Raw genomic sequence first — 17274 nt, forward strand, 5'->3', positions numbered from 1 at the left:
GATGCGGGTTTCGCCCCTTCGACGAGCAGCGAAACGTGGTCCACCGCGACCGTGCGCACGGTATTCGATGGCGACCAAGGCTCGGTGGCGGGATACGTAATATCACCCGCGCCATAAGGCATCACCCACGGCCGGGTGCATTGCACGAATAGCACATCGGATTCAAGAGGCCCATCGTACATATTTGGAAGCAGATCCGACCAGCTGACTACGGCAGTTAGCCTGGTGGCATGAAATAGATCCTGTCCGCCACTTTACTCGTACACGTCATAAAGTATTTCTCTGGTGAGAAGTTCAGTTAGTTCGAGATCGGATTCCTTGTGACTATCGAGCAAATCCACACCGGCGAGATTGCGATTTCTGACATCCTCAAAACGTTTGCCGAGAGCATAGGCGAACTTTCCACCCGATGATTGCCCCGCGAGGACGAAAGGCTCATCACCGACCAGTTCGACGACGATCCGAGCGAGGCACTCAACCGCGGCTTCCGGGGAGTCGGGCAGTGGCTCACCGCGGGCGAAACCGGGCAAGGGTATGGCCGAGACGGCTCGCACTCCCCTGAATTCTGACGCAATTTTTGCATAGTTATACACTCCGCTGCTGAAGACCGACGTGCACAGGAAGATCAGATGGGGAGCCTTGGGCCCGCTGGTGAAGGTCGTCGGAACGGCGGTCGGCCAGGTCCGGGCGCCGGACTCGGATTGAACCGCCAGTCGTAGCTGAGACGCCGAACGCAGCAAGTGCATTCCCTCGCTGATCCGCCCTGTGGTGATCGCCCCCTTGAGGAGCGCTTCGAACGAATCCCTGGTTGATGCGTCGTCCCCATCCCCAGCCGGACCGCACCGGGCCGGGTTGGGGTGCTGCAGCAAAGCTTGCGGCGGGTGGTGTTCGCAACCCGCCACCTCAGCGTCCCTCAAAATGTGAGCCAGGCCTCGAACGGTCAGGTGGTTGAAGACGTCCACCGGAGGCACATCCCGGTCGAACGCCTGGCTCAGGCGCGAAGCCAGTTTCACGAACCCGACCGAGTCCAGGCCCTGCTCACTGAGGGGTTGGTCGATGTCGACACGGGCAGCCCGAATTCCGAAGACCGCGGCCACCTGGTCGCGCACCGACGCCAGTAGCGGGTCGCCCGGAGCTGCCGGCCAGGCTCCGGCCGATGTGACCACTGGGCCGGCCGTCCCCAGTTCGTCGTCGGGCACGTCCGGCGGCCCCGCGTCCTCGAGGCGTGCCACCAGCAGCGCCTCGGCTTCCAGGGTGCCGTCCAGCAGGCGGGTGCGGCATCTGGCACGCTGCACTTTCCCGCTGGTCGTCTTGCTCACGCTGCCGGGCGGCGCGACCACCACCGCCGAGCAGCGCAACTGGTGGTTCTTCAAGACAACTGCCTGCACCTCATCGGCCACCCCCGACAACATCTCGGTGGCGATATCGGCTTTCACCTCGACGAGCACCGCAAGCCCCTCGACCTCGCCGGCATCGCCGGCATCGACTGCGAAGGCTGCGATCCCGCCCGGCCTGATGGCTGGGTGACAGTCACGCAGGCTCTCCTCGATGTCTTGGGGATGGATGTTGCGCCCGGCCAGGATGAGCAGGTCTTTGAGGCGACCGCACACATACAGCTCGCCGTCATGCAGGAGTCCCAGGTCACCGGTTCGCAGGTAGCTGCGGCTGTCGTCAGACCCGGCGAGACGGGCGCCGAAGGTGTCGCGGCTCTTGTCCGGCAATCCCCAGTAGCCCGCCGCCTTACTCGGAGAATCCACCCAGATTTCGCCGACCTGCCCGTCGGCCAGCGGCACGTGGAGTTCGGGGTCCACGATGCGCACGTCGACGTCGTCGGCCACCTGGCCGCAACCAATCAGCACCTGGCTACCGGGACCATCGGCAGGAACCGCCAGCCGCTGCGTCTCCAGCTGATGGCGGTCGACACTGAGCGTCGAACGCCCGAACATCGTGACGGCGACGGTGTGCTGGGCCAGGCCATAGGCGGGGCAGAATGCATCGCGACGCAGCCCGGTTCCGCTGACGGCATCCAGGAAACGGCTGGTGGTGTCCTCGCGTACCGGTTCGGCCGCGCTCATAACCACCTGCAGCGAACTCAGATCCCATGCCGCACGTTGCTCGGCGGTGGTCTTACGCACCGCCAGTTCGTAGGCAAAGTTGGGGGCGGCGGTGTGGGTGGCACGCACCCGATCCATGACGTCGAACCACAGCGCGGGCCGTTGCAGGAAGGTCAACGGCGACATCAGGGTGACCTCGCCACTGCCCGCCAAACCGCTCAGGATCACGCTGATGAGTCCGAAGTCGTGATACGGCGGGAGCCAGAAGACGCCCCGGGCATCCAGTCCGGGCCCTAGCAACCGACGGTTGAAATCGACCTGATGCGCCAGGTTGCCATTGGTGATTACGACACCCTTGGGGTCTGAGGTGGAGCCCGAGGTGTATTGCAGCAAAGCGGGGGCGTCAAGGCTCGGCGACCAGCCGCGGCCCGGCGCGCCGGGGGTGCCCGGTCCGCGCATTCGGCGGCCGCCGATACCCCGCGAGGTGATGTGCCAGGGCAGATCCCCAGGCCAGCCAACCGTGCTTCCGGTGACGATGGACCTGGCTGTTCCGAGCCGGCGAGCGTTCGCATACCGCCGACTCGTCAGCACCGCTTTCGCACCGCTGCTGGCCACCACCCGCTGCATCCGGTCGACGGTCTTCTGAGGGTTGATCGGGTCCGGCGGGTAGATCGGGACGGGAACAACCCCCGCTGCGAGGCATCCGATCAGGCAGCGCACGAAGTCCAGACCGGATGGATATGCAAGGATCGCCCGGTCCCCCGGCTCCAGTCCGCAGTGGTGCCGCAGAAACTCGGCCACCTCGCCCATGTCGCTCACCACATCAGCACGGCTCATCGATTCGGCGACTCGCCCTTTTTCGTTGACAAACGAGATGGCGGTGTTGGCGGGTATGCACGCCGCGAGTTCCCTAAACCGGTCTAGAAGTAACGACATAGCTGTGGCCTCAGTAGTTGTACATGAAATCATTCGGACATCAATCAGTGGCGCAAATCCGATGGCCGCTCCACTGCGTGGAACGGTAACAGTTCGCCGATCGCCTCGGCGGCCAAACCAAGATTCTCGGTACCGCGACTTTGGAGCACCCTCGAGGGGCCTGTTTGACGCCGGGATGCCCGTCGGTATCAAGCGGAAGAAGAGATGGTGGTGCCAATTATATTGTCGATAGAACCTGAATCTACATTTACATATTTCTCGCAAACTCGAACACGCTCGAATGGCCCATTTCCGAGGAAGTGGCCGACGACGCAACCCCCGGGCAAAGGCGCGCATGCGCCCCCTCGAGTCGAGCCGAGATCCCGCTGCATCATCTCGACAAGCATTGCGTGCCTTGAGGATCGGTCCTTGGCGCGCGTGGATCCGCGGGGCGGGCGATGCCACCCACCAGCTCATCGACGAGTGCGCCCAACACGACGTCTTCTTTCCGACCGGACAGCCGGGCCAGATAGCCTATCGCCAACTAGGGCGTGTCTGCTTAATGTGAATGGTGTTTTGGCTGATGCTGTTTGGGTGATGCGGACGCATGCGATTTCTGATGATTTGTGGTCGCTGATCGTGGCGGTGTTGCCTGCGGGGCGGCGGCGTGGCCGGCCGTGGAACGATCATCGACGTACTCTGGAGGGCATTATCTGGCGTTACCGTACGGGATCTCCGTGGTGTGACCTGCCCGAGCACTTCGGTCCCTGGCAATCGGTGGCCGAGAGGCATCTACGCTGGTCGGTCGATGGCATCTACGCGCGGATCTTCGCGGCGATCGCCTCTGACCTCGACGCCGAGGACGCCGACCTGGGCGCACTGTTGTCGGTCGATTCGACCAGTGTGCGCGCCCACCAACACGCAGCCGGAGCGCGCCCGGGCGCCGCACAGGGGATCTGTCGAATTACAAGAAATATCTCGATGAGCCCGATGACCACGCCATTGGGCGTTCCCGCGGCGGGCTGACTACCAAGATCCACGCCTTGACCGACCAGCTGTGCAGTCCGGTCACCCTGGCACTGTCGGCCGGTCAAGCCGGTGATAATCCGATGCTTTGGCCATTGCTGGCCGCCCGGTGCAGCAACTCATACGCCCCGTTTCGCCTGCTGGCGGACAAGGCGTACTCCCATGACTCGACGCGGGCACAGCTGCGCCGGCTCAAGATCGCCCATACCATCCCCGAGCGCAGCGACCAGATCACCCGCCGCAAAGCCAAAGGCCGCAACGGAGGACGGCCTCCGGGGTTCTCAGGCCGAATCTACAAGCACCGCAACACCGTCGAGCGAAGCTTCAACCGGCTCAAACACTGGCGCGCGGTCGCCACCCGCTACGACAAATACGCCCTGACCTACCTCGGCGGTGTCACCCTGGCCGCCATCATCACCTACCACCGCGTCCGCAATTAGCAGACAGGACCTAGACACCGACGTCTCGGCATCGTCCGGGGAAAGGGTAAACGGCCCAGAATGGAAACCTACGACCTCGCGATCATCGGAACGGGCTCGGGCAATAGCATTCTCGACGAGCGCTATGCCGGAAAGCGAGCAGCGATCTGCGAGCAAGGCACCTTCGGCGGCACCTGCCTCAACGTCGGGTGCCTGCCAACAAAGATGTTCGTCTACGCCGCCGAGGTGGCCCAGACCATTCGGGGCGCGTCGCGCTACGGCGTCGACGCGCACATCGACCAGGTGCGCTGGGACGACATTGTCTCGCGGGTCTTCGGCCGTATCGATCCAATCGCGCACAGCGGCGAGGACTACCGACGCTCGGCACCCAACATCGATGTATACGGCTCCCATACCCGGTTCGGGCCGACCCAGGCTGACGGACGCTACCTGTTGCGGACTGCGGCCGGCGATGAGTTCACCGCTGACCAGGTGGTGATCGCGGCCGGGTCACGGCCGGTGGTTCCCCAGGCCATCGCCGAATCCGGCCTGAAGTATCACACCAGCGACACCGTCATGCGTATCGCCGAGTTGCCCGAACACGTCGTGATCGTTGGAAGTGGTTTTGTGGCTGCCGAATTCGCGCATGTGTTCTCCACGCTCGGCGCACGAGTCACCTTGGTGATCCGGGGCAGCTGTCTGCTACGCCATTGCGACGACACCATCTGTGAGCGGTTTACCCGCATCGCGTCGACCAAGTGGGAACTACGCACGCACCTCAACATCGTGGGCGGGGAAAACCGTGGCTCGGGCGTCGTGCTGCAGCTCGACGACGGCTCAACCATCGACGCCGACCTGCTCCTGGTGGCGACCGGGCGGGTTTCCAACGCCGATCTGATCGATGCCGAGCAAGCCGGCGTCGCGGTCGCCGACGGCCGAGTAGTGGTCGACCAGTACCAACGGACTTCCGCGCGTGGGGTTTTCGCGCTCGGAGACGTGTCCTCGCCGTACCAGCTCAAGCACGTAGCCAACCATGAAGCCCGCGTTGTGCAGCAGAATCTGCTTTGCCACTGGGACGACACCGAGTCGATGGCCGTCACCGACCACCGGTTTGTCCCCGCTGCGGTGTTCACCAGCCCGCAACTGGCTGGGGTCGGGTTGACCGAAAATGAAGCCGTGGCAAAGGGCCTCGATATCACCGTTGCGATACAGGAGTACGCCGACGTCGGGTACGGCTGGGCGATGGAGGACACGACCGGGTTCGTGAAGCTCGTGGGCGACCGCGCCACCGGTCGGCTCTTGGGCGCCCACATCATGGGCTATCACGCATCGACGGTGATCCAACCGTTGATTCAGGCGATGAGTTTCGGGCTGACCGCGGCCGAGATGGCCCGCGGCCAGTACTGGATTCATCCCGCGCTGCCCGAGGTGATCGAAAACGCCCTGTTGAATCTGCGCTGACCTCGACTAGCGGTCTGCCTGTTCCGGCTTGTCCGCCACACTGTCTTGACACGCCGGACACAACCCGCGCAGCGTCAGTCCGGCGCGCTCCGAGAGCGCGAAAGAACTGCCCGCCATCGCCTGCTCCAGCGCCGAGCTCAGCTGTCGTGCGGGTACTTCGATGATCGCCGCGCATTTGGTGCATACCGCGTGGTGGTGGGCGGCGGTGGCCAGTCCGTAGGTGGTGACGCCCCCATCGAGGGTCAGCGCGTGCAGCACCCCCTGCTGCACCAGAGTGGTGACGGTGCGATAAATGGTTGCCAGGTCCGGCGGCTGTGCACCGGCGGGAAGCCGCGCGGCCAGCCGTTGATGGATCTCGGCCACCGACAGGTGCCCGTTGACCGGTTCGAGCACCGCCAACACCTGGATGCGCGACGCCATCCGCCGCAACCCGCGAGCGCGCAGCAACTCTCCGATGCGTTCGGTGACGGCCGGGTCCAGCCCCGGCGGCGTTGTCGTCACCTATTCAGTGTCGCGCCCATCCCCCGGGAATGCCAGTGATCGGCAAGCATCACGAGAAATGCCCGTGAAGCGTCCTCGGTGGATCACGTAAAAATGCCCGCGAAACGGTCGATCCTCAGCAGGCATGGGAAGTGGGCTGTCGATGTCGTCTCGGGCCGAGATCACCGCGAAGTTCGCCAGGGCGTATGTGGGGGCGCCGAAGGCGGACAAGGGGCAGATTCTGGATCAGGTGGTGGCGGTCACCGGCTGGTCGCGTGACAACGCCCGGCGGCGGTTGAGGGCGGCGGCCGCGCCGCCGGGAGCGGGTCGGCAGGTCGCCAAACGGACTCGCCGGCAACGCAATCCGAAGTACTCCTAGGATGCGCTCAAGGTGTTGCAGAAGGTGTGGGCGGCCTCAGGCGGGCAGTGCGGCCGGTACCTGGCCGCTTCCATGGCACTTCAGTTGGATGCTCTAGAACGCCACGGCGAACTGGTGGACGGCCGTGACCGTTACGGCCCGGCGGTGCGTGCCGAGCTGTTGGCGATGAGCAGCGCCACGATCGACCGCTACCTGCGCGGCGCCAAGGCCCGCGACCAGATCTCGGGTGTGTCGACGACGAAACCCTCCCCGCTGCTGCGGTCCTCGATCACCATCTGCAAAGCAGGCGATGAGGCCGAAGAATCTCCGGGGTTCTTCGAAGGCGACACCGTGGCGCACTGCGGCCCGACACTGAAAGGTGAGTTCGCCCGCACGGTCAACCTCACCGACATGCACATCGGCTGGGTGTTCACCCGCACGGTGCGCAACAACGCCCACCCCCACATCCTGGGCGCCCTCAAAACCGGAATTACTAAAATCCCTATAAGGTAACGGGTTTGGACTTCGACAACGGCACCGAATTCCTCAATAAGGCGGTCATCAAGTGGGCCGCGGACATGGAGATCTTCTTCACCCGCTCACGACCCTACAAGAAGAACGACCAGGCCACCATCGAGTCCAAAAACAACCACCTCGTGCGTCGCTACGGGTTCTACTACCGCTACGACACCGACGAAGAACGCGCCGTGCTCAACCGGCTGTGGCACCTGGTCAACGACCGGCTCAACTACCTGACCCCCACCATCAAACCCATCAGCTACGGCTGCAGCCGCGACGGTCACCGCCGCCGGCTCTACGACAAGCCCCAGACCCCCCTGGACCGGCTGCTGGCCGCCGGAGTCCTCTCAGCGGCCCAACAAACAGAGCTGCTCACCTACCGCAACAGCCTCAACCCCGCCGCGATCGCCCACCAGATCGCCGACCTGCAAGCCGCCCTGCTCAGACTCGCCAAAGACAAGACCGAACAGCTCTACCTCACCGCCATACCCGCCGCTCTACCCGCCCTCAAAGCCGGCATCCGCATCAAAAGCAAGACCACCACCTGACCCCGATTTCGCGGGCATTCCTTACCTGATGCATGAACCAGGTTTCGCAGGCATCTTGACTTGATGCATCACGGGGATGGAACACGGCGGTGCCGCCGCGGCGGCGTTCTTGCAATTGACTTGCATCCAGCTCGGGGACGAACCTACAGTCTGATTGTTGCGTCGTGCCCAGTGCCGGAAGGACCGACATGGCCAGCAATGACCTCGTCTCACGCTCTTCGTGGTGGTCCAGGCTGCACAGCACCCTGACGCCGCCGGAATGGCGGCGCCTGGGCGCGATGTTCGCCTTCATCGCCGCGCTGCATGTCGTCGGCTGGGGCACGCTGGTTTTCTTGGTGGAGCCGGCGCAGCTTGCCGTGGGCAGCAGGGCCTTCGGTATCGGGATCGGAGTGACCGCCTACACGCTGGGCATGCGACATGCCTTCGATGCCGACCACATTGCCGCGATCGACAACACAACCCGCAAGCTGATGAACGACGGCCAGCGTCCGTTGGCCACCGGATTCTTCTTCTCCCTGGGCCACTCCACCGTGGTTTTCGGCCTAGCGGTCCTGCTGGCAACCGGGATCAAGACCATCATCGGCCCGGTCCGAGAGGACTCCTCGAGGCTGCACCACTACACGGGCCTGATCGGCACCAGCGTCTCCGGGCTGTTCCTATATCTGATCGCCATCCTCAACGTCATCATTCTGGCCGGCATCCTGCGCGTTTTCTTCCGGTTGCGGCGCGGCGAGTTCAGCGAGGCCGAACTCGAGGAGCAGCTGAACAACCGAGGACTGATCAACCGGCTGCTGGGCCGGTTCACCAACTCGATCACCAAGTCCTGGCACATGTATCCGGTGGGATTGCTGTTCGGACTCGGGTTCGATACCGCTACCGAAATCGCGCTGCTGGTGCTCGCCGGCACCAGCGCGGCGGCCGGATTGCCCTGGTACGCGATCCTGTGTTTGCCGGTGCTGTTCACCGCGGGCATGTGCCTGCTGGACACCATCGACGGTTCGTTCATGAACTTCGCCTATGGCTGGGCGTTCTCCAACCCGGTGCGCAAGATCTACTACAACATCACCATCACCGCACTGTCGGTGGCAGTGGCGCTGCTGATCGGAAGCGTCGAGTTACTTGGCCTCTTCGCCGACGAATTCGGCTGGCGGGGTGCATTCTGGGATTGGATCGCCGGTCTGAACCTGAACCTGGTCGGTTTCCTGGTCGTCGGCATGTTTGTGGTCACCTGGGCCGCCGCCATGCTGGTCTGGCGCTTCGGCGGCATCGAAGAGAAGTGGACCGCCGCGGCAAATAGCGCGACCTGACCCGTGCCGCACCCCACCGCTGTGTCCCGGGCTGATGGCCCCGGTGCGGGTCCACGGTGTAGAACAGGCACATGAGCTCCGTTTGCCGCCCATGCATGAACTAGCCCTGTCTGAGGCGATCGCCAACGTGGTCAAGACGCATGCCGACGGTCGCCACGTCGAGGTGGTCCGGGTGCGTGTCGGTGCGCTGAGGCAGGTGGTCCCGGAGTCTTTGTCGTTCTGCTGGACCCTGGTGCGCGACTCGCAGAACATGCCCGACGCCGAGTTGGAACTCGAGTGCGTCACCGCCGAGGTCCGCTGTCGCGCCTGTGGCCAGCAGTCGGAGATCACCTCGGCGTGGTCGATCTGGTGTCCGCAGTGTGACAGTTCCGATGTAGAGGTGCTACACGGCAACGAGTTCCTGGTGACATCGCTGGATGTCTCGTGAAAGGTAGTCAAGATGAACGGTTTCCAGCATGGGTAGATTTCACCGTCACGACGACGGCACGGTGCACACCCACGAGCACGAACATCACCAGCACGGCGATCACACCGGCTATCAGACGGGACCGGCGCGAATCGAAGTGTTGGAAGAAATCTTCGCCGAAAACGACGTGCGCGCCGATCTCAACCGGAGGGCTTTCGAGACCAACGGGATCCGCGCGCTCAACCTGATGAGCTCCCCCGGGTCGGGTAAGACGACAGTGCTGCAAGCCACCCTCGACCAGCTCGCCAGCGAGTTCGCCATCGGGGTGATCGAAGGCGACATCGCCACCGATCTGGACGCCGCCAAACTCAGTGGTCGCGGCGCACAGGTATCGCTGCTGAACACCAGCAACGGATTTGGCGGGGAATGCCACCTCGACGCGCCAATAGTCAACCGCGCCCTACCGGGTCTGGACCTGCCGAACCTGGACCTGGTGATCGTCGAGAACGTCGGCAATCTGGTCTGTCCGGCGGAGTTCGATGTCGGCGAGCATGCCAAGGCCATGGTGTACTCGGTGACCGAAGGCGAGGACAAGCCGCTGAAGTACCCGGTGATGTTCCGCTGTGTGGATGTGGTGCTGCTGAACAAGATCGATCTGGTGCCCTATCTGGACGCTGACGTCGACACATACGTCGCGCACATCCGAGAGGTCAACGCGCACGCAACAATCCTGCCGGTGAGTGCACGCACCGGGGCCGGCATGACCGCCTGGTTCGACTGGTTGCGCCGATTCGCGCAAGGCCTACCGCCGGAATAGACCTCTTTACGCATGCAATTGGCGGCGCGCATTAATTCAGCTGCAAATGATTTGCAGAAATCCCAACAATGGTCCGCCGAGCCGCTCGCCGGGGCTCATCGGATGGGCCAGAAGTCATGAATACTTTGCTGCTCGAAGCAGATTCGGCACAAACGATGGGCCATGCAATGGCTTTCTTGCCACATTGCTTGGTGTTCTAACTGCGAACCATTGACAAGGCTCGGCAACCGGGGTAAACCCAAAAACAACGCTGCGCAAGTGGGCCGAAGGTCGACTCCGGCAGCGTGAGGGGCTTCAGCCCGCCCCGGAAAGCTGCAGCATGCCAACAGAAGCAGCAGTCAAAGCAGAAGAAACCTTGATCCATGTTCTGTGGATCAATGCAGGTCTTAGTTGTGACGGCGATTCGGTGGCGTTGACTGCCGCCACCCAGCCCAGCGTCGAGGAAATCGCATTAGGCGCACTTCCGGGCCTGCCTCAGGTCGCTGTCCACTGGCCATTGATCGATTTTGAATGTGGGCCCAGCGGGGGCGCGGACGACTTTCTCGCGTGGTTCTTCAAGGCTGAACGCGGTGAATTGGAGCCCTTCGTGCTCGTCGTGGAAGGGTCGATTCCCAACGAGAAGATCAAGAACGAGGGCTACTGGTGCGGGTTCGGCAACGACCCGGCGACCGGTCAGCCGATGACCACCAGCGAATGGCTTGATCGGCTAACGCCCAACGCCACCGCTGTCGTCGCCGTGGGAACATGCGCCACCTACGGCGGTATCCACGCGATGGCCGGCAATCCGACCGGGGCGATGGGGGTGCCCGACTACCTGGGCTGGGACTGGAAGAGCAAGGCCGGCATCCCGATCGTCTGCGTTCCCGGCTGCCCGATTCACCCGGACAACCTGTCGGAGACCCTGACGTATCTGCTCTACATGGCCACCGGGCAGGCACCGATGATTCCGCTCGACGACGCGCTGCGCCCCAAGTGGTTGTTCGGCAACACCGTGCACGAGGGCTGCGACCGGGCCGGTTACTACGAGCAGGGAGACTTCGCCACCGAATACGGTTCACCGAAATGCATTGTCAAACTGGGCTGTTGGGGTCCCGTTGTGAAGTGCAACGTGCCCAAGCGCGGCTGGATCAACGGCATCGGGGGTTGCCCGAACGTCGGCGGCATTTGCATCGGTTGCACGATGCCGGGATTCCCGGACAAGTTCATGCCGTTCATGGACGAGCCGCCGGGCGGCAAGTTGTCCAGCACCGCGTCGGGTCTGTACGGAACGGTGATCCGCAGTCTGCGCAATATCACCGAACGCACCGTCGACAAGGAACCGCGCTGGCGCCACAAGGGCACCCAACTCACCACTGGAGCCCGCCGCACCTGGTAGTTCGACGAACCGACCGGCACTCCATCTTGTTCTAGACAGAGAGACTCCGATGACAACTATCGTCCCCGAGCCCACCACTGCCAAGCGCGAACCCGGCCAGCTCGTCCAAATGGCGTGGGATCCGATCACCCGAATCGTGGGCAGCCTCGGCATCTACACCAAGATAGATTTCGAAAACCGCGAAGTCGTCGAGTGCCACAGCACTTCGTCTATTTTCCGCGGCTACTCCATCTTCATGAAAGGCAAGGATCCCCGCGACGCCCACTTCATCACCAGCCGCATCTGCGGCATCTGCGGTGACAACCACGCCACCTGTTCGTGCTACGCGCAGAACATGGCCTACGGAGTCCGGCCGCCGCACCTGGGTGAATGGATCGTCAACCTCGGTGAGGCCGCCGAGTACATGTTCGACCACAACATCTTCCAAGAGAACCTGGTCGGCGTGGACTTCTGCGAAAAGATGGTCTCCGAAACCAACCCCGGAGTGCTCGCCAAAGCGGAAAAGACCGAAGCGCCACATGCCGACGCGCACGGATACAAGACCATCGCCGACATCATGCGTTCGCTCAACCCGTTCAGCGGCGAGTTCTATCGCGAAGCCCTGCAAGTCAGTCGCTGGACCCGAGAGATGTTTTGTCTGATGGAAGGTCGCCACGTGCACCCCTCCACGCTGTACCCGGGTGGGGTCGGCACGGTCGCGACCATCCAGTTGATGACCGACTACATGACGCGTCTGATGCGCTACGTGGAGTTCATGAAGAAGGTCGTCCCGCTACACGACGATCTGTTCGACTTCTTCTACGACGCCCTGCCCAGCTACGAGAAGGTGGGCCTGCGCCGCACGCTGCTCGGCTGCTGGGGCTCCTTCCAGGATCCCGAGGTGTGCAACTTCGAATACAAGGACATGGAACGCTGGGGTAACGCCATGTTTGTAACCCCGGGTGTTGTGGTCGACGGCAAGCTGGTCACCCACTCGCTCGTGGACATCAACCTGGGTATCCGGATCCTTTTGGGCAGTTCGTATTACGACGACTGGACCGACCAGGAGATGTTTGTCAAGACCGATCCCCTAGGCAACAAGGTGGATCGACGCCACCCGTGGAACCAGCACACCAACCCGCATCCCCAGAAGCGGGAAATGGATGGCGGCAAGTACAGCTGGGTGATGTCGCCGCGCTGGTTTGACGGCAAGGATCACCTGGCCCTGGACACCGGTGGCGGTCCGCTGGCCCGGCTGTGGGCGACGGCCCTGGCCGGCCTGGTCGACATCGGCTACGTCAAGGCCACCGGCAACAGCGTCAAGATCAACCTGCCCAAGACCGCGCTGAAGGGCCCGGTCGAGTTTGAGTGGAAGGCACCCAAGCACGGCAGCAACACCATCGAGCGCGACCGCGCCCGCACCTATTTCCAGGCCTACGCCGCGGCGTGCGCCCTGCACTTCGCCGAGAAAGCACTCGCCGAGATCCGGGCCGGGCGCACCAAGACCTGAGAGAAATTCGAGGTACCCGACGAGGGCATCGGATGCGGGTTCACCGAGGCCGTGCGTGGGGTGCTGAGCCACCATCTGGTGATTCGCGACGGCAAGATCGCCAACTACCACCCGTATCCGCCCACCCCGTGGAATGCCAACCCGCGCGACAGCTTTGGCACCCCAGACCCCTACGAAGATGCCGTGCAGGGCCAGCCGATCTTGGAAGAGAACGACCGGGAAAACTTCAAGGGCATCGATGTCATGCGCACCGTGCGTAGCTTCGACCCGTGCCTGCCTTGCGGGGTGCACATGTATCTGGCAAAGGGCAAAACCCTGGAGAGACTGCACACACCAACACAGTCACCCGTCGGGGAGTGACACATGGCGGATCGCCCGGAAACCCCCTCGGAACCTACCCAGGTAATTTCGGAAAGCGACGTGCAGTGGCGTACAGCGGGCGATCGGATCCAGACACTCCTGGACTCCTGCGCGGCCGGCGGAACCGCCGCGCAGGAGCGCGCTTCGCAACTGGTCCGGGAGGTGGTCGGCCTCTACGGAGCCGGGCTCGAGCGGATCATGCGGCTGCTCTCCCAGCCTGGTCTGGACCCGGACGCGCACATCGACCTAGGTCCTGTCTGCTAATTGCGGACGCGGTGGTAGGTGATGATGGCGGCCAGGGTGACACCGCCGAGGTAGGTCAGGGCGTATTTGTCGTAGCGGGTGGCGACCGCGCGCCAGTGTTTGAGCCGGTTGAAGCTTCGCTCGACGGTGTTGCGGTGCTTGTAGATTCGGCCTGAGAACCCCGGAGGCCGTCCTCTGTTGCGGCCTTTGGCTTTGCGGCGGGTGATCTGGTCGCTGCGCTCGGGGATGGTATGGGCGATCTTGAGCCGGCGCAGCTGTGCCCGCGTCGAGTCATGGGAGTACGCCTTGTCCGCCAGCAGGCGAAACGGGGCGTATGAGTTGCTGCACCGGGCGGCCAGCAATGGCCAAAGCATCGGATTATCACCGGCTTGACCGGCCGACAGTGCCAGGGTGACCGGACTGCACAGCTGGTCGGTCAAGGCGTGGATCTTGGTAGTCAGCCCGCCGCGGGAACGCCCAATGGCGTGGTCATCGGGCTCATCGAGATATTTCTTGTAATTCGACAGATCCCCCTGTGCGGCGCCCGGAGCGCGCTCCGGCTGCGTGTCGGTGGGCGCGCACACTGGTCGAATCGACCGACAACAGTGCGCCCAGGTCGGCGTCCTCGGCGTCGAGGTCAGAGGCGATCGCCGCGAAGATCCGCGCGTAGATGCCATCGACCGACCAGCGTAGATGCCTCTCGGCCACCGATTGCCAGGGACCGAAGTGCTCGGGCAGGTCACACCACGGAGATCCCGTACGGTAACGCCAGATAATGCCCTCCAGAGTACGTCGATGATCGTTCCACGGCCGGCCACGCCGCCGCCCCGCAGGCAACACCGCCACGATCAGCGACCACAAATCATCAGAAATCGCATGCGTCCGCATCACCCAAACAGCATCAGCCAAAACACCATTCACATTAAGCAGACACGCCCTAGTCCCTGAGCTGCCCGAGGGAGTCGACTGGTGGGATCCCATGGCCGACAAAGCGGTTCGGCCCGAGCTGGACGGCGTGCTGGTGAACGGGGTCCGGGTCGCGCGGGGCAGCCGTGTCCGGCTACACCCCAGGCGCAACGCCGACGCTCAGGACATCTTTGTTGCCGGCAAGATCGCGCGGGTCACCTAGGTGCATGAGGACGTTGAGGGCAACCGCCACGTCGGGGTCGTGGTGGAGGACGATCCCGCCGCCGATCTGCATGATTGGTACGGGCGCTACCTGTACTTCTCCCCCGACGAAGTCGAGCCGTTGGAATCCGAACAAACCAGCAACGAAAGGAGTTCGATATGGAGATCTTAGGCTGGATCTTCCTTGGCATCATCGCGCTGGTCGTGGCGGCCGCGGTGGTGATGGGCGTGGTATCGCTACCGGACGCCCGTCGCTACCTCAGGCCGCGGCGCATGTAGCCTCCCGCCAGCCCGATGACAGCACGCATCCTGGTAGCCGGAATCGGCAATATCTTTCTGGGGGATGACGGATTTGGCTCCGAAGTGGTCCGGCGAGCCGACATCCCGCAGAACGATCCGGGTGTGCGCGTCATCGACTACGGCATCCGCGGCATGCACTTGGCCTACGACCTGCTGGACAGCTGGGACACCCTGGTGCTCGTCGACGCGGTACCCAGCCACGGCAATCCGGGCACCCTGCACGTCTTCCAAGCCGATTTCGAGGCAGATCAAGCGTCCTGGTCAGAGGCGCCCGGCCTGGGCGCCCACGGCATGGATCCGGGAACGGTGTTCGCCAATCTGCGGGCGCTAGGCGGCAATCCGCCCTACACCGTTGTCGTCGGATGCGAGGCGGGTAGCGTCGAGGAAGGTATCGGCCTCACCGAACCCGTCGCCAAGGCCGTCCCCCGCGCCGCGCGAGCGGTCGAGGAGATCGTGGCGGCGCTACAGGGTCCCGCGACCGCGCAGTCGACCTGAGAGGAGGTCTGAGCATGTGCCTGGGCATACCCGGTCAAGTAATCAGGATCCTCGACGGGTACGAGGGGCAATTGGCGTTGGTCGAGGTCACCGGCGAGGCGCGGAAAGTCAATATCGGCATGCTGCCGGAGGAGACATTTTCACCCGGTGACTGGGTGATCATTCACATGGGCTTCGCCTTCGAGAAAACGGATCGGGCCGGCGCCGAACAAGCGATGGCCGGTCTGGAGTTGATGGGCCGCGGCAGAACCGACACCGACTTCACCGACGGCGGCTGACATGGCCGGCCTCCCCCTGCTGCGGCCCGCGATGGTGCGGTGCGCCGAGACCCGACAGCGTTTCACGGTGACCGGTGTCGTCCAGGGAGTGGGTTTTCGCCCCTTCGTCCACCAACTGGCCAGCGAGCTGGGTCTGTCCGGGTTCGCCGGCAATGACTCGGCGGCGGTCTTCATCTAGGTACAGGGCGGGCGCGCCGGGCTGGTCGAGTTTGCGCGCCGATTGCGCGCAGACGCTCCGCCGTTGGCCCGCATCAGCTCGGTCTCGGCTACCGAGTTGGCGCTGCAGGCCGGTGCCGCCGGCTTCCGGATCGTTGCCAGCCAGGGCGCAACCGGTGCGACAACACCGATTCCGCCGGATATCGCGGTGTGCGACGACTGCCTGCGCGAGCTTTTCGACCCGCGGGACCGACGCTTTCGGCACCCGTTCGTGACCTGCACCAATTGCGGGCCGAGATTGACCGTCATCCGCACGCTGCCCTACGACCGTCCGGGCACCACCATGTCGGCATTCCCGATGTGCGAGCGGTGCGCCGCCTAGGGCGTGTCTGCTTAATGTGAATGGTGTTTTGGCTGATGCTGTTTGGGTGATGCGGACGCATGCGATTTCTGATGATTTGTGGTCGCTGATCGTGGCGGTGTTGCCTGCGGGGCGGCGGCGTGGCCGGCCGTGGAACGAGGACGCCGACCTGGGCGCACTGTTGTCGGTCGATTCGACCAGTGTGCGCGCCCACCAACACGCAGCCGGAGCGCGCCCCGGGCGCCGCACAGGGGGATCTGTCGAATTACAAGAAATATCTCGATGAGCCCGATGACCACGCCATTGGGCGTTCCCGCGGCGGGCTGACTACCAAGATCCACGCCTTGACCGACCAGCTGTGCAGTCCGGTCACCCTGGCACTGTCGGCCGGTCAAGCCGGTGATAATCCGATGCTTTGGCCACTGCTGGCCGCCCGGTGCAGCAACTCATACGCCCCGTTTCACCTGCTGGCGGACAAGGCGTACTCCCATGACTCGACGCGGGCACAGCTGCGCCGGCTCAAGATCGCCCATACCATCCCCGAGCGCAGCGACCAGATCACCCGCCGCAAAGCCAAAGGCCGCAACAGAGGACGGCCTCCGGGGTTCTCAGGCCGAATCTACAAGCACCGCAACACCGTCGAGCGAAGCTTCAACCGGCTCAAACACTGGCGCGCGGTCGCCACCCGCTACGACAAATACGCCCTGACCTACCTCGGCGGTGCCACCCTGGCCGCCATCATCACCTACCACCGCGTCCGCAATTAGCAGACAGGACCT

Annotated in this window: 14 protein-coding genes and 7 pseudogenes; 18 read left to right on the forward strand and 3 right to left on the reverse strand. The window is 63.6% G+C overall.

All coding sequences use genetic code 11. From position 1 onward, the window contains the following. Nucleotides 1-254 precede the first annotated feature (254 nt). On the reverse strand, nt 255-2990 hold the full coding sequence (locus G6N41_RS23815; protein ID WP_231608687.1) for an AMP-binding protein: 2736 nt from the start codon (nt 2988-2990) through the stop codon (nt 255-257). A gap of 394 nt (nt 2991-3384) precedes the next feature. Here G6N41_RS23815 and G6N41_RS23820 point away from each other — a divergent pair, with 394 nt between their 5' ends. From G6N41_RS23820 to mtr, 3 genes and pseudogenes are all read left to right on the forward strand, one after another. Further along, nucleotides 3385-3537, forward strand: a complete 153-nt coding sequence (locus G6N41_RS23820) for a hypothetical protein (RefSeq protein WP_198965851.1) — start codon at nt 3385-3387, stop codon at nt 3535-3537. A gap of 26 nt (nt 3538-3563) precedes the next feature. Then, nucleotides 3564-4435 (forward strand): annotated as a pseudogene (locus G6N41_RS23825) (IS5 family transposase). Between the two features lie 60 nt (nt 4436-4495). Continuing rightward, nucleotides 4496-5875, forward strand: a complete 1380-nt coding sequence (gene mtr, locus G6N41_RS23830) for a mycothione reductase (RefSeq protein WP_198965852.1) — start codon at nt 4496-4498, stop codon at nt 5873-5875. Nucleotides 5876-5881: 6 nt separating this feature from the next. Here mtr and G6N41_RS23835 read toward each other — a convergent pair whose 3' ends face one another. Beyond that, a complete protein-coding gene (locus G6N41_RS23835; protein WP_012393671.1) occupies nt 5882-6376 on the reverse strand; it encodes a Fur family transcriptional regulator in 495 nt (164 codons plus the stop codon). Between the two features lie 142 nt (nt 6377-6518). Here G6N41_RS23835 and G6N41_RS23840 point away from each other — a divergent pair, with 142 nt between their 5' ends. From G6N41_RS23840 to G6N41_RS23880, 9 genes and pseudogenes are all read left to right on the forward strand, one after another. After that, nucleotides 6519-6734 (forward strand): hypothetical protein, encoded by a 216-nt coding sequence (locus G6N41_RS23840; protein ID WP_198968062.1) that lies wholly within the window; start codon nt 6519-6521, stop codon nt 6732-6734. Nucleotides 6735-6806: 72 nt separating this feature from the next. Continuing rightward, a complete protein-coding gene (locus G6N41_RS23845; protein WP_198913147.1) occupies nt 6807-7226 on the forward strand; it encodes a hypothetical protein in 420 nt (139 codons plus the stop codon). 5 nt (nt 7227-7231) lie between these two features. Continuing rightward, nucleotides 7232-7780 (forward strand): hypothetical protein, encoded by a 549-nt coding sequence (locus tag G6N41_RS23850; RefSeq protein WP_231608572.1) that lies wholly within the window; start codon nt 7232-7234, stop codon nt 7778-7780. 188 nt (nt 7781-7968) lie between these two features. After that, on the forward strand, nt 7969-9087 hold the full coding sequence (gene nicT, locus G6N41_RS23855; protein ID WP_198965853.1) for a Nickel transporter NicT: 1119 nt from the start codon (nt 7969-7971) through the stop codon (nt 9085-9087). Nucleotides 9088-9178: 91 nt separating this feature from the next. Beyond that, a complete protein-coding gene (locus tag G6N41_RS23860) occupies nt 9179-9514 on the forward strand; it encodes a hydrogenase maturation nickel metallochaperone HypA (RefSeq protein WP_198965854.1) in 336 nt (111 codons plus the stop codon). Nucleotides 9515-9542: 28 nt separating this feature from the next. Then, a complete protein-coding gene (gene hypB / locus G6N41_RS23865; protein WP_198965855.1) occupies nt 9543-10310 on the forward strand; it encodes a hydrogenase nickel incorporation protein HypB in 768 nt (255 codons plus the stop codon). 319 nt (nt 10311-10629) lie between these two features. After that, on the forward strand, nt 10630-11685 hold the full coding sequence (locus tag G6N41_RS23870) for an NADH-quinone oxidoreductase subunit B family protein (RefSeq protein WP_198965856.1): 1056 nt from the start codon (nt 10630-10632) through the stop codon (nt 11683-11685). Nucleotides 11686-11734: 49 nt separating this feature from the next. After that, nucleotides 11735-13534 (forward strand): annotated as a pseudogene (locus tag G6N41_RS23875) (nickel-dependent hydrogenase large subunit). 3 nt (nt 13535-13537) lie between these two features. Continuing rightward, a pseudogene (locus G6N41_RS23880) lies at nt 13538-13783 on the forward strand (NifU family protein); the annotation flags it as partial. 11 nt (nt 13784-13794) lie between these two features. On the opposite strand, the pseudogene G6N41_RS23885 reads toward G6N41_RS23880, so the two are convergent. After that, a pseudogene (locus G6N41_RS23885) lies at nt 13795-14668 on the reverse strand (IS5 family transposase). A 46-nt stretch (nt 14669-14714) separates the two neighbouring features. Here G6N41_RS23885 and G6N41_RS23890 point away from each other — a divergent pair. The 6 genes and pseudogenes from G6N41_RS23890 to G6N41_RS23915 form a co-directional block, all read left to right on the forward strand. Further along, nucleotides 14715-15077, forward strand: a pseudogene (locus G6N41_RS23890) (hypothetical protein); the annotation flags it as partial. Further along, nucleotides 15065-15184, forward strand: coding sequence for a DUF6893 family small protein (locus G6N41_RS30175; protein WP_407663670.1), 120 nt, complete (start codon nt 15065-15067; stop codon nt 15182-15184). The pseudogene G6N41_RS23890 and the gene G6N41_RS30175, both read left to right, overlap by 13 nt. A 15-nt stretch (nt 15185-15199) precedes the next feature. Beyond that, complete coding sequence (locus G6N41_RS23895; RefSeq protein WP_198965857.1) at nt 15200-15700, forward strand: hydrogenase maturation protease; 501 nt, start codon at nt 15200-15202, stop codon at nt 15698-15700. A 14-nt stretch (nt 15701-15714) separates the two neighbouring features. Continuing rightward, on the forward strand, nt 15715-15978 hold the full coding sequence (locus tag G6N41_RS23900) for a HypC/HybG/HupF family hydrogenase formation chaperone (RefSeq protein ID WP_198965858.1): 264 nt from the start codon (nt 15715-15717) through the stop codon (nt 15976-15978). Nucleotide 15979: 1 nt separating this feature from the next. Further along, a pseudogene (locus G6N41_RS23905) lies at nt 15980-16513 on the forward strand (acylphosphatase); the annotation flags it as partial. 148 nt (nt 16514-16661) lie between these two features. Continuing rightward, nucleotides 16662-17262: pseudogene (locus G6N41_RS23915) on the forward strand (IS5 family transposase); the annotation flags it as partial. Between the last annotated feature and the right edge of the window lie 12 nt (nt 17263-17274).

The organism is Mycobacterium shottsii (assembly GCF_010728525.1).
Taxonomy (GTDB): Bacteria; Actinomycetota; Actinomycetes; order Mycobacteriales; family Mycobacteriaceae; genus Mycobacterium; species Mycobacterium marinum.